The 16790-nt window shown below is 65.3% G+C and carries 17 protein-coding genes; 14 read left to right on the forward strand and 3 right to left on the reverse strand.

The features are described 5' to 3' along the window. The first annotated feature begins 13 nt into the window (after window positions 1-13). Window positions 14-1825 (forward strand): hypothetical protein, encoded by a 1812-nt coding sequence (locus XH83_RS15075; RefSeq protein WP_194407738.1) that lies wholly within the window; start codon window positions 14-16, stop codon window positions 1823-1825. Further along, complete coding sequence (locus XH83_RS15080) at window positions 1822-3276, forward strand: Dyp-type peroxidase domain-containing protein (RefSeq protein ID WP_194407739.1); 1455 nt, start codon at window positions 1822-1824, stop codon at window positions 3274-3276. Before XH83_RS15075 ends, XH83_RS15080 begins: the two co-directional genes overlap by 4 nt. A 21-nt stretch (window positions 3277-3297) precedes the next feature. Here the strand turns inward: XH83_RS15080 and XH83_RS15085 are convergent, their stop codons facing one another. The 3 genes from XH83_RS15085 to hemB all read right to left on the reverse strand — a co-directional run bounded on the left by XH83_RS15085 (window position 3298) and on the right by hemB (window position 5958). Then, on the reverse strand, window positions 3298-4074 hold the full coding sequence (locus XH83_RS15085; RefSeq protein ID WP_063194860.1) for an arginyltransferase: 777 nt from the start codon (window positions 4072-4074) through the stop codon (window positions 3298-3300). A gap of 130 nt (window positions 4075-4204) precedes the next feature. Further along, window positions 4205-4744 (reverse strand): RDD family protein, encoded by a 540-nt coding sequence (locus XH83_RS15090; RefSeq protein ID WP_194407740.1) that lies wholly within the window; start codon window positions 4742-4744, stop codon window positions 4205-4207. A 152-nt stretch (window positions 4745-4896) separates the two neighbouring features. Then, window positions 4897-5958 carry a porphobilinogen synthase gene (hemB, locus tag XH83_RS15095; protein WP_194407741.1) on the reverse strand — a complete coding sequence of 354 codons (1062 nt, stop codon included), beginning with the start codon at window positions 5956-5958 and terminating at the stop codon, window positions 4897-4899. Window positions 5959-6082: 124 nt separating this feature from the next. On the opposite strand from hemB, the gene XH83_RS15100 reads away from it, so the two are divergent. The 12 genes from XH83_RS15100 (at window position 6083) to XH83_RS15155 (ending at window position 16702) form a co-directional block, all read left to right on the forward strand. Then, on the forward strand, window positions 6083-6568 hold the full coding sequence (locus XH83_RS15100; protein ID WP_194407742.1) for a DUF6163 family protein: 486 nt from the start codon (window positions 6083-6085) through the stop codon (window positions 6566-6568). A 468-nt stretch (window positions 6569-7036) separates the two neighbouring features. After that, window positions 7037-7555, forward strand: coding sequence for a transcriptional regulator LdtR (ldtR, locus tag XH83_RS15105; RefSeq protein WP_018320040.1), 519 nt, complete (start codon window positions 7037-7039; stop codon window positions 7553-7555). A gap of 201 nt (window positions 7556-7756) precedes the next feature. Next, window positions 7757-7993 (forward strand): hypothetical protein, encoded by a 237-nt coding sequence (locus XH83_RS15110; RefSeq protein ID WP_194407743.1) that lies wholly within the window; start codon window positions 7757-7759, stop codon window positions 7991-7993. A 37-nt stretch (window positions 7994-8030) separates the two neighbouring features. Further along, complete coding sequence (locus XH83_RS15115; protein WP_194407744.1) at window positions 8031-8252, forward strand: hypothetical protein; 222 nt, start codon at window positions 8031-8033, stop codon at window positions 8250-8252. A gap of 269 nt (window positions 8253-8521) precedes the next feature. After that, window positions 8522-9820, forward strand: coding sequence for a serine hydroxymethyltransferase (glyA, locus tag XH83_RS15120; protein ID WP_194407745.1), 1299 nt, complete (start codon window positions 8522-8524; stop codon window positions 9818-9820). Between the two features lie 15 nt (window positions 9821-9835). Further along, window positions 9836-10318 (forward strand): transcriptional regulator NrdR, encoded by a 483-nt coding sequence (gene nrdR, locus XH83_RS15125; protein ID WP_011087793.1) that lies wholly within the window; start codon window positions 9836-9838, stop codon window positions 10316-10318. Next, on the forward strand, window positions 10315-11463 hold the full coding sequence (gene ribD / locus XH83_RS15130) for a bifunctional diaminohydroxyphosphoribosylaminopyrimidine deaminase/5-amino-6-(5-phosphoribosylamino)uracil reductase RibD (RefSeq protein WP_194407746.1): 1149 nt from the start codon (window positions 10315-10317) through the stop codon (window positions 11461-11463). The genes nrdR and ribD overlap by 4 nt, the downstream gene beginning before the upstream one ends. Continuing rightward, a complete protein-coding gene (locus XH83_RS15135) occupies window positions 11463-12071 on the forward strand; it encodes a riboflavin synthase (RefSeq protein WP_194407747.1) in 609 nt (202 codons plus the stop codon). Before ribD ends, XH83_RS15135 begins: the two co-directional genes overlap by 1 nt. Window positions 12072-12182: 111 nt before the next feature. Continuing rightward, window positions 12183-12674: a 6,7-dimethyl-8-ribityllumazine synthase gene (gene ribH, locus XH83_RS15140; protein WP_194407748.1), complete on the forward strand. Its 492-nt coding sequence runs from the start codon at window positions 12183-12185 to the stop codon at window positions 12672-12674. A 4-nt stretch (window positions 12675-12678) separates the two neighbouring features. Continuing rightward, complete coding sequence (gene nusB, locus XH83_RS15145) at window positions 12679-13173, forward strand: transcription antitermination factor NusB (protein WP_194407749.1); 495 nt, start codon at window positions 12679-12681, stop codon at window positions 13171-13173. A 147-nt stretch (window positions 13174-13320) separates the two neighbouring features. Then, window positions 13321-14346 carry a thiamine-phosphate kinase gene (gene thiL, locus XH83_RS15150; protein ID WP_194407750.1) on the forward strand — a complete coding sequence of 342 codons (1026 nt, stop codon included), beginning with the start codon at window positions 13321-13323 and terminating at the stop codon, window positions 14344-14346. A 235-nt stretch (window positions 14347-14581) separates the two neighbouring features. Continuing rightward, window positions 14582-16702 carry a sodium-translocating pyrophosphatase gene (locus XH83_RS15155; RefSeq protein WP_194407751.1) on the forward strand — a complete coding sequence of 707 codons (2121 nt, stop codon included), beginning with the start codon at window positions 14582-14584 and terminating at the stop codon, window positions 16700-16702. Window positions 16703-16790 lie beyond the last annotated feature (88 nt).

Here is a 16790-nt window from a genome sequence, read left to right on the forward strand (position 1 = left end):
GGAGAACACGGCCATGCTCGAGATCGTCCGGCAGCAGATGATCTGCATCGTTGCGCCAGGCTGGGCCGGCGGCGCTGAAATTCCAAGGCAACTTCACGGTGCATTGGATGCCCTGCTGGACGACGTCGCGGTGGTGCACTTCGTTTCGATCGGGCTGCTGCCGGCCTTGGCCGGGGCCCCGAACCAGCAGCCGGTGCTCTTGCTCGAGCTTGCCGTGGAGGAGGGCTTGCGCCCTTACGACCTGCTGTACCGCCTCGTCTATCATCCAGACGGCGCGATGTGGACGCTGTTCGGCGGCATGGTCGCTCCCAACGTCGCCGTGCCCACGGCCAAGGACAAAGAGCAATTGCTGAACCAGCTGATGAGCTGGCACAGCATCGCCGACGGCGGCTTCGTCGGCGCCCGCGATCGCTCGGTCCGGCAGATCAAGATGGAGAGCGACCTGCTCGATCAGACGCGCATCGAAGCGCGGAATCTGAAGCAAAAGTACGGCAGCGACCGCACCGCATTCGCCCTGGCGCTGGCCCGGTGGGCCTACGCCAACCCACGTTTCGAGTGGGCGGCCAAGCCTGCGCCGCGATCCTATTGGCGCGGGACGGGGGCGAGCATCGGTGCCAAGCTCGCTTATCCCTTGGCGGCGATCGTGCTGTGGTTCGCCGTGCTCTGGCTGCTGCGGGCACTTCCGCGCGCCTTTAACTGGTTCTTCGGCGAGCCCGGTCCCGGACTGCGGGCGGTCGAAGATACCGTCATCAAGACGAGCGCATGCCTGCACGCGATGAGCTGGCACGGGCTAGTGGCGCTCGGGGTGATCGCATTCCTCGTCTGGCTGTTCCTGGTGCCGCTGCCCGCGCAATTCGTGTCCTGGCGGCGCTGGCTGAACAGCGTTCAGCAGGAGCTCGATCGGCCGACCCAGACGCTCTCGTCGCTCGCAACCTATGTGGGCGGCTGGCTGATCGGCGTGCCGCTGCTGCTGGCCGTCGCCGCCTGCGCCATCGCCTACACGTTTGCGCCGCTGGCCTATGAGGTAGCTCCGGCCTATATGCATGACGTCATCGAACCGAAGCTGCCGAAGCTGACCGGATTGCAGATCACCGGCATCGCGATCGTCGCTATCGCCGCGGTGCTTTGCATCGGCGCGCTGTTCTACTGGCTCAATCGCTATTTCACAGAGCTGAGCAGAAAGTTCTTTCATCCGCTCGAAGAGGACGTTCCGCGGGCCCAGCAGATCCATCCGTCGGTCGAGCGATGCGAGGCCGATCTGGTCGGTGGCACCCAGCACATGTTCAGCCTGACGGAGCTGCGCGGTCCGCAATGGTGGAGCGCGTGGTGCATCCGGCTGGCGCTGCGCATCGTGACGTTTGCCGGACGGGTATTCTTCACGCAAGGCTGGCTCGGCAATGCGCCGGGCATCCATTTCGGCCATTGGCACGTCATCGACAACGGCCGCCGCTTTCTGTTCTGCTCGAACTATGACGGCAATTTCGGCGGCTATCTCGACGATTTCATCAACGGCGCGGCCGTCGGCACCACGCTGGCCTGGCGTTGGACCGAGCTGAATCCACGCGCCCCGGCGCTGGAGGGGCAGCCCGGCATCGCCAAGGCGCGCAGCTTTCCGCCGACGCGCTTCGTGGTGTTTCGCGGCGTGAAGTGCGAGCTGAGATTCAAGTCCTATGCGCGCGACAGCATGCTGCCGCATCTCTACCATTTCGACGCCTGCAACCGGACGGTCGACCAGATCAACCTCGCCACGGGGCTGCGCGATGCCTTGTTCGGCGAGCGCAACGAGAAGAACGACGACCTGATCATGAGGGCCATCGAGACATGAAGCACGCTCCGCGCCTCTCCGAGCAAAGCCACGACATCCAGGGCATGCTGAAGAGCGGCTTCGGCTGGCTCAAATCCAGCCGCTTCTGGCTGCTGACGATCCGCGACGGCCGCGAGGATCAGGCGCGGGCCTGGCTCGCGCGTCTCGTCGACAGCAAGCTGGTCGTCAGCGCCAAATGCGTCGCCAAGGGCAAGACTAAGGGCAAGACCAAGGGCAAGACCAAGGGCAAGACGGAGCCGGAAGCGTCGATCGGGGAGGCGGTGTCGGTCGCCTTCAGCTTCGCGGGGCTGAAGAAGCTCGGCTGTACCGAGGCCGAGACGCATCCGTTCCCGACGCCTTTCAGCTCCGGCATGGGCAGCGCGTTGCGCCAGGATCTGTTGAGAGACGCTCCGCGCGATGACTGGCGCTGGTCGGATGTCGAGGGCGCCAGCGGCCGCCAGACCGTTCACATTCTCGTTGCGCAATGGTGGGTGCTCGACGCAACCGCGCGCATGGAGGAGCCGGACCCGGCAGTGTTCATCGTCGAGACCGTCGAGAACAATCCTTGCTCGTTTGCGGATGGCCAATTGCGTGAGCCGTTCGGCTTCCGCGACGGCCTCGCCCAACCCGTGATCCGCGATCTCCGGGACGAGGAGGGAGCGACCCCGCAGCAGGCCCGAAAGGACGCCGGCAAGCTTTATGAGGATCGTGTCGTCGAGCCCGGCGAATTCATTCTGGGCTATCGCAACGAGTACGACGAGCTCACCTACTGCCCCAACGTGAATGAATGGCCGCAAACGGAAGACCGCTTCACGCTGAACGGGAGTTATCTGGCGGTCCGGCAGATCGAGCAGTATGTCGATGCGTTCAGGCAGTTCGAAGCCGCCAATGGCTTACCGACCTGCGAAAAACTGATGGGACGTCGGAAGGACGGCATGCCGCTCGGCTGGCAGGGGCCTCCAGGGTCGAATTCGGCGGCCGACGCCTTCCGCTATCGCGTCGAGGACGCCAATGGCTTCGTCTGTCCGAAGGGCGCGCATATCCGCCGGTCCAACCCGCGCGATTCCCTCGGGATCGACGTGCCATCGAGCATCAAATCATCGAAGCTGCACCGGCTGCTCCGCCGCGGGCGGCCCTATCGCGAGAAGACCGAGACCGGACATCGCGAAGGCATCTTTTTCATCGCGTGCAATGCCGATCTCGAGCGTCAGTTCGAATTCATCCACCAGCGCTGGCTGCAAAATCCGCGTTTCGGCACGCTCGAGAAGCAGGACGATCCGATCGTGGGGTCGCAGGCCGGCGGCAAGAGCTTCACCATTCCGGGATCGCCGAGCGGCGGCGAGGTCACGCTGGCTTCGTTCACCGGCGCGCGCGGAGGCGGCTACTTCTTCCTGCCCGGGATCGCAGCACTGAAATTCATCGCCGGCGCGAAGATCGGCGCAACGCACCGCCTTGAAGCGGCCGCCTCCTGACAGGCACGATCCCGGAAGGTGTCAGTCCTGCGGCTCGGATGCCGCATCGCCCTGGGCGTCGATGCGCAGCCAGCCCGAGGGGGCGAGGCGCTGCTGCGGCAGGAAGCGGGCCTTGTAGTCCATCTTCTTGGAGCCCTCGATCCAATAGCCGAGATAGACGTAAGGCAGTCCCTGCCTGCGGGCGCGAGCGATGTGGTCGAGGATCATGAAGGTGCCCATCGAGCGTGAGACCTGGCCCGGCTCGAAGAACGAATAGACCATCGACAGGCCGTCGCTGAGGACGTCCGTGAGCGCGACCGCGATCAGCTCCTCGCCGCGGCCGGTGATGCCGCTGTCGGGGCCGCGCTTGCGATACTCGATGATGCGGGTCTCGACGTGGCTGTCCTCGACCATCATGGCGTAGTCGAGCACCGTCATGTCGGCCATACCGCCGTGGCGGTGGCGGGCGTCGAGATAGGCACGGAATACGGAATATTGCTCGGAGGTCGGCACCGCGCTGCGCTGCTCGCCGATGATATCGGCATTGCGCGCCATCACCTTGCGGAAGTTGCGGGAGGGGCGGAACTCGTTGGCGACGACCCGGACTGAAACGCAGGCGCGGCACTGGTCGCAGGCCGGCCGGTAGGCGATCGACTGGCTGCGGCGGAAGCCGCCATGGGTCAGGAGGTCATTGAGGTCGCCGGCGCGCTCACCCACGAGGTGCGTAAACACCTTGCGCTCATGCCGGCCCGGCAGATAGGGGCACGGGGAGGGCGCCGTCAGGTAAAATTGGGGGGTGTCGCGCGAGTGCTGGGTCAAGGGACGTCGTGGGCCTCCGAAGTGAATGTCAGCATCGCGCTACGGAAGCCCCCGGTCAATTGGTCTGCTCGGCAAGGCAGCAAGGCAGATCGGCAGTCAGCTTAGCGAATCCCGGTTAGTAGGCGGTTGATCACCAGGTCCGCGAAGCCTGCGGCACCGGCGCGCGGACGGAATTGTTGACCACGACCGTTCCCAGCACGAAATCGTGCAGCAGGCGCCGGCGGCTGTTGAACGGGCCGACCAGCACCACGAAGGGCGTCAGGAACGAGACGGTCACCCAGAACAGCACGGCATGGGTGGCCCCGAGCACGAAATAGCCGGGCGCGCCGTACCAGGTGCGCAGCTCCAGATCCATCAGCCGCATGCCGATCGTCGCCGACGAAGGACCGCCGATGCAGGCGCCATAATAGACGATGGCCCAGATCACCGAGGCCGGCCAGGCCAGCCAGAACAGCGCCCAGCCGAGGCCCAGCGTGACCACGCCGAACAACGCGATGAAGAGGTAGCCGAGGATCACCGGCACCGAGATCACGACCATGTCGATCAGGAAGGCGAAGGCCCGGCGCGTCGCGACGCCGCGGAACTGTTCCGGGTGCAAATAGGGGTCGTAGGCGTGCGGTTGCACCCCGCCGTCATTGCGCCAGGCATTGCCCGAGTCCGAATACGACATGTCCGTTCTCCCAAGGGGAAGCTCAAGGGGGAAGCTCCCGTGGCAGGACATGGGAACAGGCCGTCCGCGTGCCAAGGGTGCGCTGGGATTAACAAGCCGAAATATTCCGGCGATTCGGGGGCGGGGGACGACAGTGAGGATGACGCGCCAGCTTACCCCTGCGTCCGCAGCTTCTCCGCCGCCTTCGGCGCAAAATAGCTCAGCACCCCGTCGGCGCCGGCGCGCTTGAACGCCAAAAGGCTCTCCATCATCGCGCGCTCGCCGTCGAGCCAGCCGTTGTTCGCGGCGGCCGCGATCATCGCGTATTCGCCCGAGACCTGGTAGGCGAAGGTCGGCATCGCGAAGGTGTCCTTCACGCGGCGGACCACGTCGAGATAGGGCATGCCGGGCTTCACCATCACCATGTCGGCGCCCTCGGCGATGTCGAGCTCGACCTCGCGCAGGGCCTCGTCGGAATTGGCGCTGTCCATCTGGTAGGTGCGCTTGTCGCCGGTCAGCGTCTTGGCCGAGCCGATGGCATCGCGGAACGGGCCGTAGAAGGCGGAGGCGTATTTGGCCGCATAGGCCATGATCTGCACGTGGGACTGGCCTGCGCGATCCAGCCCCTCGCGGATGGCGGCGACGCGGCCGTCCATCATGTCCGAGGGCGCGATGATGTCGCAACCGGCTTCGGCCTGCACCAGGGCCTGGCGCACCAGCACGGCGACCGTCTCGTCGTTCAAGATTCTGCCGTCGGAGATCAGGCCGTCATGGCCGTGGCTGGTGAAGGGATCGAGCGCGACGTCGCAGAGCAGGCCGATCTCCGGAAACTCCTTCTTGATCGCGCGCACGGCCTGGCAGACCAGATTGTTCGGGTTGGTCGCCTCGGAGCCTTCCTCGTCGCGCAAGGACGGCTCGGTGTAGGGAAACAGCGCGATGCAGGGGATGGTGAGCTTCATGGCGCGCTCGGCCTCGCGCACCGCCTGGTCGACGCTGAGGCGCTCGACGCCGGGCATCGAGGCGACCTGCTCGCGCTTGTTGTTGCCGTCGATCAGGAACAGCGGCCAGATCAAATCGTCGGTGGTGAGCACGTTCTCCCGCACCATGCGCCGGGCCCATTCGGCCTTGCGGTTGCGGCGCGGCCGGACGGTCAGATCGAGGGCATGGGGCACCGCGGTGCCCTCGCTGCGCGAAACCTCGCGCAATTCGATCGGACGTCCGTATTTGATCGCCATCACTCTTCCTCCGGCTGGAATTATTCTTATACCAGCTCGCACGGTTCCCGTCACCGCGGCTTGACCTGCCGCAAGGGATGGGTAGCCGATTGATTTTGCAGGGCGAAGCAGCCAGAAGGGGCTCATGTCCGAGATTTCCACCCGCGATGGCGCCCGCGACGGCGCTAGGGACACTGCCAGAGACAATGCGATGTCCGTCGCTGCGATCTCGTCGGAGCGGGCCGAGTCCGACGACAATGTCTGGACGCGCCGCCTGGTGCTGTTCCTGCGGGTGATGGCGCTGCTCTCGATCCTGAAAGGTCTCTATCACTGGGCGCAGGTCACGGGCTTTGTCGGCGGCGAGGACGAGGCGTTCGAGAACCAGGCGATGGCCTGGCAGGCCGCGACGGTCTACTTCGCCGTGATCGAGCTCGTCGCCGCGGTCGGCCTGTGGCTGGCAACGCCGTGGGGCGCGGTGGTGTGGCTGACGACCGTGGTGTCGATGGCGGTGATCGAGCTGATGTTCCCGGGCATCTACGGCGGCAGCCTGATCGTCGTCGGCGTCGAGGCCTTCATGCTCGCCGCCTATCTCGCGCTGGCCTGGATGGCCGCGCGCGAACGGCCGCCATAGGGCGACGACGTCGCCGCAAAAATTGCGGGCGTCCGGGGCCATCTCTCCGCGTTCTCGCTTTGAAACATCCGGGTGCCGGCTCTGCGCGCCGCTTTGCAGCGCTTGTCCGGGACACGAGAGTGTTGTGTTCGGTTGACCGCTGGTTGCCTAAAATTTGCGGTAAGTTTTCGTTGACCAGGGCGGTTCCGCCACAGCTCTTACGCGCCCGTTTCGAAACGAACCGGGGCTGTTCTGGAATGCGACAACAGGGGCGGACGGAGGGTGAACAGGACCTTGCGAAGGTCAACAGAGGGTTGCGAAAAGTGCTTGTGGCACAGGCTTAATCCGCAATTCACTGTCTTAAATTCATGATCTCTTTATTCTCTTATTTAAGCCGATCTTCAAACGAGCCCCTTAAGTTGCACCTATCAGACGGGACACAAGTTTCGTCGAATAAGTGTCGATAAAAACGACAACAGGGGAAGTGTCATGATGAAAGCCGTCGCAACTGCGGCAGATACCGCAGAGCGCGTCTCCGGCCAGCAGGGTTCGGTGCAGTCGCTCTATCTGGAAGCTTTGACTCTGGTGGAGCGGCTGCATCGCCGGCTCCTCGACGTGATCAAGGACGAATTCGATCGCCGCGGCCGTGCGGACATCAACTCGGTGCAGGCGCTCCTGCTCTACAACATCGGCGACAAGGAGCTGACCGCGGGCGAGCTGCGCACGCGCGGCTATTATCTCGGCTCCAACGTCTCCTACAATCTGAAGAAGCTCGTCGAGCTCGGCTTCCTCGATCATCAGCGCTCGCGCGTTGATCGCCGCTCGGTGCGCATTCGCCTGACCCCGCAGGGCCAGGAAGTCCGCCGCATCGTCGATGCGCTCTACCAGAAGCACGTCAAGACGGTGGAGCAGGTCGGCGGCATCTCGGGTGAGGAATTCTCGACCCTCAACAAGTCGCTGCACCGCCTCGAGCGGTTCTGGACCGACCAGATCCTCTATCGCCTCTGAGTTTTCTGAAGGGACCAAGGCCAAGCCGGCCCGCAACAAGACCGGCAAGCCTGCCCTTGACGTGCCTGACTTCCCCAAGCGCACTGGTCCGGAGTTGCCCCGGACCGGTGCGTTTACATTTTTGCACTGCGAAAAAATTCGCGGATGCGAGGAACCAGTTCCGGGTCCGGCGCTTATCTCCTTCGGATCGGAGACAGGACGATGCTGGTCGAGCGCGGGCTTCAGGCGATGAACGTGGAACTCGTGAGCGAGGCCTACGCGATCGCGGCGAACTACCTTCGCCGCTCCGGCGCCATCCCCGATACGCTCGTCACCGACGAACGCCTGCTCGAGGTCATCATCAAGCTGATCCAGCGCGGCGAATTCAACAAGATCAGGCTCGCCAACAAGGCGATCAATTGGTTCGAGACGCAGTCCAAGGCTCGCGCGGTTGCTTGATCAAGACTCCGAAAATCCAAAAGAACCAGAGGGTGCCATGGAAGCCGCGATCGACCGCATCATGCAGACCTATGACCTGCTCGCCAACCGCACCGCCGCGGCCAGCGAGGAGGCACGGGCCAAGGTCACGAGCTATCTCACGACGTTGATGGAAGCCGGCGAGAAGGACCCGCACAGGTTGACGGTGTGCGGCCTGACCTATCTGCGCCAGCTCGACGGCAGCGTGGACCCGGTGAAGGCGGGGTATACGGGGCTGTAAGGCGACGCCTGCCGGAGTCCGCGCCTCCAGGCATAAGCAGCTAGGGCCGAAGCGGCCCCATTCCGGATGAGGCGGACGGGCGGTTCTCTCTAACCGGCCCGATCCCCGGAAACTCCGTTCTCCACCATATCTGGCATAAATCCGGTCCTCGACCCGCAAACCCTTGGCCTGTTGCGGGCGATGTGGTAGATCGCGCGCGCCGCTTCCGATCGCCACACCAGACCGCCCGTAGCCCGCCACAAGGCTGCGGCGGTGGAGATATTCTCAAGATGACGTCAGCCAAAACCGCCTCCGCGCCCGATTCGTTTTTCACCGCCTCGCTCGAACAGGCCGACCCGGAAATCGCCGCCGCCATCAAGGGCGAACTCGGCCGGCAGCGCCATGAGGTCGAGCTGATCGCCTCCGAGAACATCGTCAGCCGGGCCGTGCTGGAAGCGCAGGGTTCGGTGATGACCAACAAATATGCGGAAGGTTATCCGGGCGCGCGCTATTACGGCGGTTGTGAGTGGGTCGACGTCGCCGAGAACCTCGCGATCGATCGTGCCAAGAAGCTGTTCGGCGCGAACTTCGCCAACGTGCAGCCGAACTCCGGCAGCCAGATGAACCAGGCGGTGTTTCTGGCCCTGCTGCAGCCCGGCGACACCTTCATGGGTCTCGATCTCGCGGCCGGCGGCCATCTCACCCACGGTTCGCCCGTGAACATGAGCGGCAAGTGGTTCAAGGCCGCGCACTACACCGTGCGCCGCGAGGACCAGATCATCGACATGGATGCGGTCGCCAAGCAGGCCGAGCAGGTCAAGCCGAAGCTGATCGTCGCCGGCGGCTCGGCCTATTCGCGCGCCTGGGATTTCAAGCGCTTCCGCGAGATCGCCGACAGCGTCGGCGCCTATCTCCTGGTCGACATGGCGCACTTCGCCGGCCTCGTTGCCGGTGGCGTGCATGCCTCGCCCGTGCCGTACGCGCACATCACCACGACGACGACGCACAAATCGCTGCGCGGCCCGCGCGGCGGCCTGATGCTGTGGAATGACGAGACGCTGACCAAGAAGTTCAACTCGGCGATCTTCCCGGGCCTGCAGGGCGGCCCCCTGATGCACGTGATCGCGGCGAAGGCGGTCGCTTTCGGCGAGGCGCTGCGTCCGGATTTCAAGGTCTATGCCAAGAACGTCGTCGAGAACGCCAAGGCGCTGGCGGAAGCGATGAAGGGCCACGGCTTCGACATCGTCTCCGGCGGCACCGACAACCATCTGATGCTGGTCGACCTCAGGCCGAAGGGCCTGAAGGGCAACGCCTCGGAGAAGGCGCTGGTTCGCGCCGCCATCACCTGCAACAAGAATGGCATTCCGTTCGACCCCGAGTCGCCGTTCGTCACCTCCGGCATTCGTCTGGGCACGCCGGCCGCGACCACGCGCGGCTTTGGCGTCGCCGAATTCCAGCAGGTCGGCGGCATGATCGCCGAGGTCCTCAACGCGATCGCGCAGTCCGCCGACGGCAAGGCGCCGCTGGTGGAAGCTGCGATCAAGGAACGGGTCAAGGCGCTCACCGATCGGTTCCCGATCTATCAGTAAGGTTGGGTCAAGCGGATGCGCTGTCCGAACTGCAACAGTCTCGATACGCAGGTGAAGGACTCGCGTCCGACCGAGGACTCGTCCGTGATCCGCAGGCGGCGCGTATGCGTCGCCTGCAATTTCCGCTTCACCACCTTCGAGCGCGTGCAGCTGCGCGAGCTCACGGTGATCAAGCGCAACGGCCGCCGCGTGCCGTTCGATCGCGACAAGCTGATGCGCTCGGTGCAGATCAGCTTGCGCAAGCGTCAGGTCGAGCCGGAGCGCGTGGAGAAGATGGTCTCCACCATCGTGCGCGAGCTCGAGACCGGGGGCGAGGCCGAGATCTCGTCCGAGGTGATCGGCGAGACCGTGATGGAGCATCTGCGCACGCTCGACGACGTCGCCTATGTGCGCTTCGCCTCGGTCTACCGCAATTTCCGCGAGGCCAAGGATTTCGCCGATGTGCTCGGCGAGCTCTCCGGTGAGGAGGAAGCGCGGCTCGCCGCGATCCGCAAATGATCTTCCGTATCCTGGAAGACCAGTACGCGCAGAAGGCCCGCGAGGCCAAGGACGCCGATCTTCGCTTCATGCGGCTGGCGCTGGCGCTGGGCAGGCGCGGGCAGGGGCGCACCTGGCCCAATCCGGCCGTCGGCGCCGTCATCGTCAAGGACGGGGTCATCGTCGGTCGCGGCTGGACGCAACCGGGCGGGCGGCCGCATGGCGAGCCCGAGGCGTTGCGGCGGGCAGGTGAAGCGGCACGCGGTGCCACGCTCTACGTCACGCTGGAGCCGTGCTCGCATTTCGGCAAGTCGCCGCCTTGCGCCGATGCGGTGATCGCGGCCGGCATCAAGCGCGTGGTGGCGGCGATCGAGGATCCCAATCCGGAAGTTGCGGGGCAGGGCCATGCGCGCCTGCGCGCCGCCGGCATTACTGTGGACGTGGGCCTGTGCGCGGCGGAAGCCGCCTTCGACCATGCCGGGCATTTCCGCCGCATCCGCGACAAGCGCCCCCATGTGATCCTGAAGCTTGCGGTGTCGCCCGATGGCAAGATCGGCGCGGCCGGCGGCAAGCCGGTCGCGATCACCGGGGAGGCGGCGCGCAACCGCGTGCATCTGCTCCGTGCGCAGAGCGATGCCATCCTGGTCGGCATCGGAACGGTGCTGGCAGACGATCCGCTTCTCACCTGCCGCCTGCCGGGCATGGCGGCGCGCTCGCCGGTGCGCGTGGTGCTCGATCAGAGCCTGCGGCTTCCCGGCGCGAGCAGACTGATAGGCTCCGCGCGCGAGACGCCGCTCTGGGTGGTGGGGTCTGAGCTCGCGGAAGCCGCCGCGGCGACGCGGCTGGGTGCGACCGGCGCACAAGTGATCCGTGTCCCGGCGGCAAATGCCTCCGGGCTCGATCTGCCGGCGGTGCTGCGGGCGCTGGCCGGGAAGGGCATCACCCGCCTGATGGTCGAGGGCGGCAGCCGGGTGGCGTCCTCGTTCGTCGCGGCCGGTCTGGTCGACGAGATCTGGCTGTTCCGCGGCGCGGAAGCGGTGGGCAGTGACGGCGTCGATGCGCTCGATGCATTGCCCCTGTCGAAAATCACGCAGTCGCAGGCCTACAAGGTTCATGCTAGCGAAACATTCGACAAGGATACTCTCACCGTCTACGAGCGCGCGTAATGTTCACCGGCATTGTCACCGATATCGGCGAGATCGTCAGCTTCACGCCCGTGGCACAGGGCCAGCTGCACCGGCTGCGTATCGCCTGCAGCTACGATCAGACCACAATCGCCGACGGCGCCTCGATCGCCAGCAACGGCGTCTGCCTGACGGTGGTTGCTTCCGGCGTCGCAGGCGACAAAACCTGGTATGACGTCGATGCGGCGGCGGAAACGCTGGCGCTAACGACGGCGAAGCACTGGAAGCAGGGCACGAAGCTCAACCTCGAGCGTGCGCTCAAGATCGGCGACGAACTTGGCGGCCACATCGTCGCCGGCCACGCCGATGGCATTGCGACCATCGTCAGCCGCGAGGACCTGCCTGACATGGCCCGGTTCGAGCTCTCGACCACGCGGGAGCTGGCGCGGTTCATCGCCACCAAGGGCTCGATCACGCTCGACGGCGTCTCGCTGACGGTCAATACGGTGAAGGACGTGACCTTTTCGGTGCTGATCATCCCGCACACGCTGACGGTGACCACGATCGGTGGCTGGAAGGCGGGCAGTGAGGTCAATATCGAGGTCGATCTGATGGCCCGCTATGCGGCGCGGCTGACGGAAATGAAGTGACGGCGCATAAAGTTCGTCATGCGCGGGCTTGACCCGCGCATCCATCCTCTTATGAGGGGCTTGCCCGATGGATTGCCGGGTCAAGCCCGGCAATGACAGAATAGGTAGACCATGGCAGACGCGCGGCGCGCACCCCTGAAGGACCAGACCGACATTTCCGGCGCGCGCGCGCTGATTGTCGAGGCGCGGTTCTATGACGATCTCCAGGACGCACTTCTGGACGGCGCAATTGCCGAGCTGAAGGCGGCCGGCCTGAGCCATGACGTCATCACGGTTCCGGGCGCGCTGGAGATTCCGGCCGCCGTGGCTATCGCGATCGATGCGGCTGCGGCGAACGGCAAGCCTTATGACGCGGTGATCGCGCTCGGCTGCGTGATCCGTGGCGACACCATTCATTTCGAGATCGTCTCGCAGGAATCCTCGCGCGCGCTGATGGACCTCGCGGTTGCGCGCAAGCTTCCGCTCGGCAACGGCATCCTCACCGTCAACAACGAGGACCAGGCCTGGGCGCGGGCGCGCGCCAGCGAGCTCAACAAGGGCGGTGATGCCGCGCGCGCGGCGCTCGCGATGCTGCGCATCAAACGCCGTCTGGCGCGGGCCTAGAGCCATGGCCGACAACACCAAAAAGCCGGCGGGGCCTAACGAGAAGAAAGCGAACCGGCGCGGTGCGGCGCGGCTCGCGGCCGTGCAGGCGCTGTACCAGATGGACATCGCCGGCGCCGGCATCAACGACATCTTCGCCGAGTTCGAGAGCCATTGGCTCGGCAACGAGGTCGAGGGCGACACTTACTTGCCGGCGGAAGCCGCCTTCTTCCGCGACGTCGTGTCCGGCGTCGTACGCGACCAGAAGAAGCTCGATCCCCTGATCGACGAGGCGCTGTCGAAGGGCTGGCCGTTGAAGCGGATCGAGGCGATCCTGCGCGCGGTGCTGCGGGCGGGGGCCTACGAACTGGAGCATCGCAAGGACGTGCCGGGCCGCGTCGTCATTTCCGAATATGTCGACGTCGCCAACGCCTTCGTCGACCGCGAGGAGACCGGCATGGTCAATGCGGTGCTCGACCAGATCGGCCGCCAGTTTCGCGGCGACGAGTTCGGGCGATAGTCGTGCTGGGGGGCGTTGCATTGAAGCAATACGCGAGCCCCATTCTCCGCTGTCATCACCCGCGAAGGCGGGTGATCCAGTACGGCGCGGCCTATCGATTTGAAACGAGCCTCTCTGGAATACTGGATCGCCCGGTCGAGTCGGGCGATGACACCTGTTTGTGGGGATAAGCCAGTGGCAAACCCACAAAATCCCTCCGCCGAAGACAGCCTCATCGCGCGCTATTTCAAGCCGCTGGCGACCGATCCCGGTGCGTTCGGTCTGGTCGATGACGCCGCGGTGCTGTCGTCGTCCGGCGACGACATCGTCGTCACCACAGATGCCGTCGTCGAGGGCGTGCACTATCTTGCCGGCGATCCGGCCGGCACCATCGCGCGCAAGGCGCTGCGGGTGAACCTGTCCGATCTCGCCGCCAAGGGCGCGGTGCCGGCGGGCTTCGTGCTGTCGCTGGCGTTGCGCAGCAAGGAGGATGCCTGGCTGCGGCCCTTTGCGGACGCGCTGGGCGAAGACGCAAGGGAATTCGCTTGTCCTCTGCTCGGCGGCGACACGGTCTCGACGCCGGGTCCGCAGATGATCTCGATCACGGCCTTCGGCCGCGTGCCGCAGGGGCGTATGGTCGGCCGTACCGGCGCAAGGCCTGGCGATCGCATTCTGGTGACGGGCACGATCGGCGACGCGGCGCTCGGCCTCGACGTGCTCACCGGCGGCGCTGCCGCGGCAGCGCTCGCCAACAGCCCCGCCGCAAAGGACGCCCTGGTCTCGCGCTATCGCGTGCCGCAGCCGCGCAATGTGCTGGCGCGGGCCGTGCGCGATCATGCGACCGCGGCGATGGACGTCTCCGACGGGCTCGCCGGCGATCTGGTGAAGCTCTGCGCGGCGTCCGCCGTCTCGGCCACGGTCGACGTGGCAAGCGTGCCGCTCTCGGCCGCGGCAGCAGGCCTGGTCGCCCGCAACGTCGTTGGCGTCGAGACGCTGCTCGCGGGGGGCGACGATTACGAGGTGCTGTGCACGGTCCCGCCGGCGCAAGCCGATGCGCTGATTGCCGCGGGGCGGGCGGCCGGCCTTGCCGTCACGGCGATCGGCACGATCGTCGCGGGGACGCAGAGGCCGCGCTTCCTGGATGGGCTGGGCCAGGAACTGGCTTTGACGCGGCTGTCCTACAGCCACTTCTAGGAATTGCTCCAAACCGGCATCTTGGTTCTCAGCACTTGGTTCTAAATACCTGCCGAGATCGGCGTTTTCGGCGTTATCCGGCGTTGCACCCTCAATTTGATTTTGGCAAGCTTGCGGCTGACTGAAGCCGCCCCTTTTGGGCAAGGGGCGGCTTTGTTCGAAATCAAGGCGCCGCACTGCACAACGGACAATAAAAGGCGCCGGGGGTACATCAAGGATCTGAGGCAAACATCACATGACAGCATTATGGTTGATAGTGCTCTGCGGAGTGCTTTCCGTCGTCTACGCGATTTGGGCGACGTCTTCGGTGTTGAGCGCGGATGCGGGGTCGCCGCGCATGCAGGAGATCGCAGGAGCGGTCGCTGAAGGCGCACAGGCGTATCTGCGGCGCCAGTACACCACGATCGGCATCGTCGGCATCGTGATCTTCGTGCTGCTTGCCTATTTCCTCGGTCTCTATGTCGCGATCGGATTTTTGATCGGCGCCGTCCTGTCGGGCGCGGCCGGCTTCATCGGCATGAACGTCTCCGTCCGGGCCAATGTGCGGACGGCCCAGGCTGCGACGACCTCGCTTGCCGGCGGCCTCGAACTCGCTTTCAAGGCGGGCGCGATCACCGGCCTTCTGGTCGCAGGTCTCGCACTGTTAGGGGTGACCCTCTACTTTGCCTTCCTGGTCCATTCGTTGAAGCTTGCGCCTGACAGCCGAACCGTCATCGACGCCATGGTGGCGCTCGGCTTCGGCGCCTCGCTGATCTCGATCTTCGCCCGTCTCGGCGGCGGCATCTTCACCAAGGGTGCGGACGTCGGCGGCGATCTCGTCGGCAAGGTCGAGGCCGGCATCCCCGAGGACGATCCGCGCAATCCCGCCACCATCGCCGACAACGTCGGTGACAACGTGGGCGACTGCGCCGGCATGGCTGCCGACCTGTTCGAGACCTACGCGGTGACCGCGGTCGCCACCATGGTCCTGGCGGCGATCTTCTTCGCCAAGACGCCGATCCTCGCCAACATGATGACGCTGCCGCTCGCGATCGGCGGCATCTGCATCATCACCTCGATCATCGGCACCTTCTTCGTCAAGCTCGGGCCGAGCCAGTCGATCATGGGCGCGCTCTATAAGGGCCTGATCGCAACTGGTGTCCTGTCGCTGATCGGCATTGCGCTGGTGATCTACTACCTGATCGGCTTCGGCAAGCTCGAGGGCGTCAACTACACCGGCATGGCGCTGTTCGAATGCGGCGTGGTCGGCCTCGTCGTCACCGCGCTGATCATCTGGATCACCGAATACTACACGGGCACCGACTACCGTCCGGTGAAGTCGATCGCCCAGGCCTCGGTGACCGGCCACGGCACCAACGTGATCCAGGGCCTTGCCATCTCGATGGAAGCGACCGCGCTGCCTGCGATCGTGATCATCGCGGGCATCCTGGTCACCTACAGCCTCGCCGGCCTGTTCGGCATCGCGATCGCGACCGCCACCATGCTGGCACTGGCCGGCATGATCGTCGCCCTCGACGCCTTCGGCCCCGTCACCGACAATGCCGGCGGCATCGCCGAGATGGCGGGACTGCCCAAGGAGGTGCGCAAATCGACCGACGCGCTCGATGCGGTCGGCAACACCACCAAGGCGGTGACCAAGGGCTACGCGATCGGCTCGGCCGGTCTGGGTGCTCTCGTGCTGTTCGCGGCCTACAACGAGGATCTCAAGTACTTCGTTGCCGGCTCCGCGAAGTATCCCTACTTCGCCGGCGTCAATCCGGACTTCTCGCTGAACAATCCCTACGTGGTTGTCGGCCTGCTGTTCGGCGGCCTGTTGCCCTACCTGTTCGGCGCGATGGGCATGACCGCCGTCGGGCGGGCGGCCGGCGCCATCGTCGAGGAGGTGCGGCGTCAGTTCCGCGAGAAGCCCGGCATCATGCAAGGCACCGACAAGCCTGATTACGGCAAGGCGGTCGACCTGCTGACGAAGGCGGCGATCAAGGAGATGATCATCCCCTCGCTGCTGCCGGTGCTGTCACCGATCGTCGTCTACTTCCTGATCTACGCGATCGCGGGTGGCGGCGTGGCCGGCAAGTCGGCCGCGTTTTCCGCGGTCGGCGCCATGCTGCTCGGCGTCATCGTGACGGGTCTGTTCGTCGCGATCTCCATGACCTCGGGCGGCGGCGCCTGGGACAACGCCAAGAAGTACATCGAGGACGGCCATTTCGGCGGCAAGGGCTCTGATGCCCACAAGTCGGCCGTCACCGGCGACACCGTCGGCGATCCCTACAAGGACACGGCGGGCCCCGCGGTGAACCCGATGATCAAGATCACGAACATCGTGGCCTTGCTGCTGCTGGCGATCCTGGCGCACTGAGCGGCGGGTAGAGGCTCAAGACAAACCCCGCGGCGCAAGCCGCGGGGTTTTTCGTTGGGGGCGGCGCGGCTGCACGACGAAACACCTC

The organism is Bradyrhizobium sp. CCBAU 53351 (assembly GCF_015291745.1).
GTDB lineage: Bacteria > Pseudomonadota > Alphaproteobacteria > Rhizobiales > Xanthobacteraceae > Bradyrhizobium.

Coding starts and splice junctions, on each gene's coding strand:
- XH83_RS15090 (WP_194407740.1), bottom strand. CDS start 4,744: ATGTCGTATTCGGACTCGGGCAATGCCTGGCGCAATGACGGCGGGGTG.
- ribH (WP_194407748.1), top strand. CDS start 12,183: ATGGCAGACGCGCGGCGCGCACCCCTGAAGGACCAGACCGACATTTCC.
- glyA (WP_194407745.1), top strand. CDS start 8,522: ATGACGTCAGCCAAAACCGCCTCCGCGCCCGATTCGTTTTTCACCGCC.
- nrdR (WP_011087793.1), top strand. CDS start 9,836: ATGCGCTGTCCGAACTGCAACAGTCTCGATACGCAGGTGAAGGACTCG.
- thiL (WP_194407750.1), top strand. CDS start 13,321: ATGACACCTGTTTGTGGGGATAAGCCAGTGGCAAACCCACAAAATCCC.
- XH83_RS15080 (WP_194407739.1), top strand. CDS start 1,822: ATGAAGCACGCTCCGCGCCTCTCCGAGCAAAGCCACGACATCCAGGGC.
- XH83_RS15100 (WP_194407742.1), top strand. CDS start 6,083: ATGTCCGAGATTTCCACCCGCGATGGCGCCCGCGACGGCGCTAGGGAC.
- XH83_RS15075 (WP_194407738.1), top strand. CDS start 14: ATGCTCGAGATCGTCCGGCAGCAGATGATCTGCATCGTTGCGCCAGGC.
- XH83_RS15155 (WP_194407751.1), top strand. CDS start 14,582: ATGACAGCATTATGGTTGATAGTGCTCTGCGGAGTGCTTTCCGTCGTC.
- XH83_RS15110 (WP_194407743.1), top strand. CDS start 7,757: ATGCTGGTCGAGCGCGGGCTTCAGGCGATGAACGTGGAACTCGTGAGC.
- ribD (WP_194407746.1), top strand. CDS start 10,315: ATGATCTTCCGTATCCTGGAAGACCAGTACGCGCAGAAGGCCCGCGAG.
- nusB (WP_194407749.1), top strand. CDS start 12,679: ATGGCCGACAACACCAAAAAGCCGGCGGGGCCTAACGAGAAGAAAGCG.
- ldtR (WP_018320040.1), top strand. CDS start 7,037: ATGATGAAAGCCGTCGCAACTGCGGCAGATACCGCAGAGCGCGTCTCC.
- XH83_RS15135 (WP_194407747.1), top strand. CDS start 11,463: ATGTTCACCGGCATTGTCACCGATATCGGCGAGATCGTCAGCTTCACG.
- hemB (WP_194407741.1), bottom strand. CDS start 5,958: ATGGCGATCAAATACGGACGTCCGATCGAATTGCGCGAGGTTTCGCGC.
- XH83_RS15115 (WP_194407744.1), top strand. CDS start 8,031: ATGGAAGCCGCGATCGACCGCATCATGCAGACCTATGACCTGCTCGCC.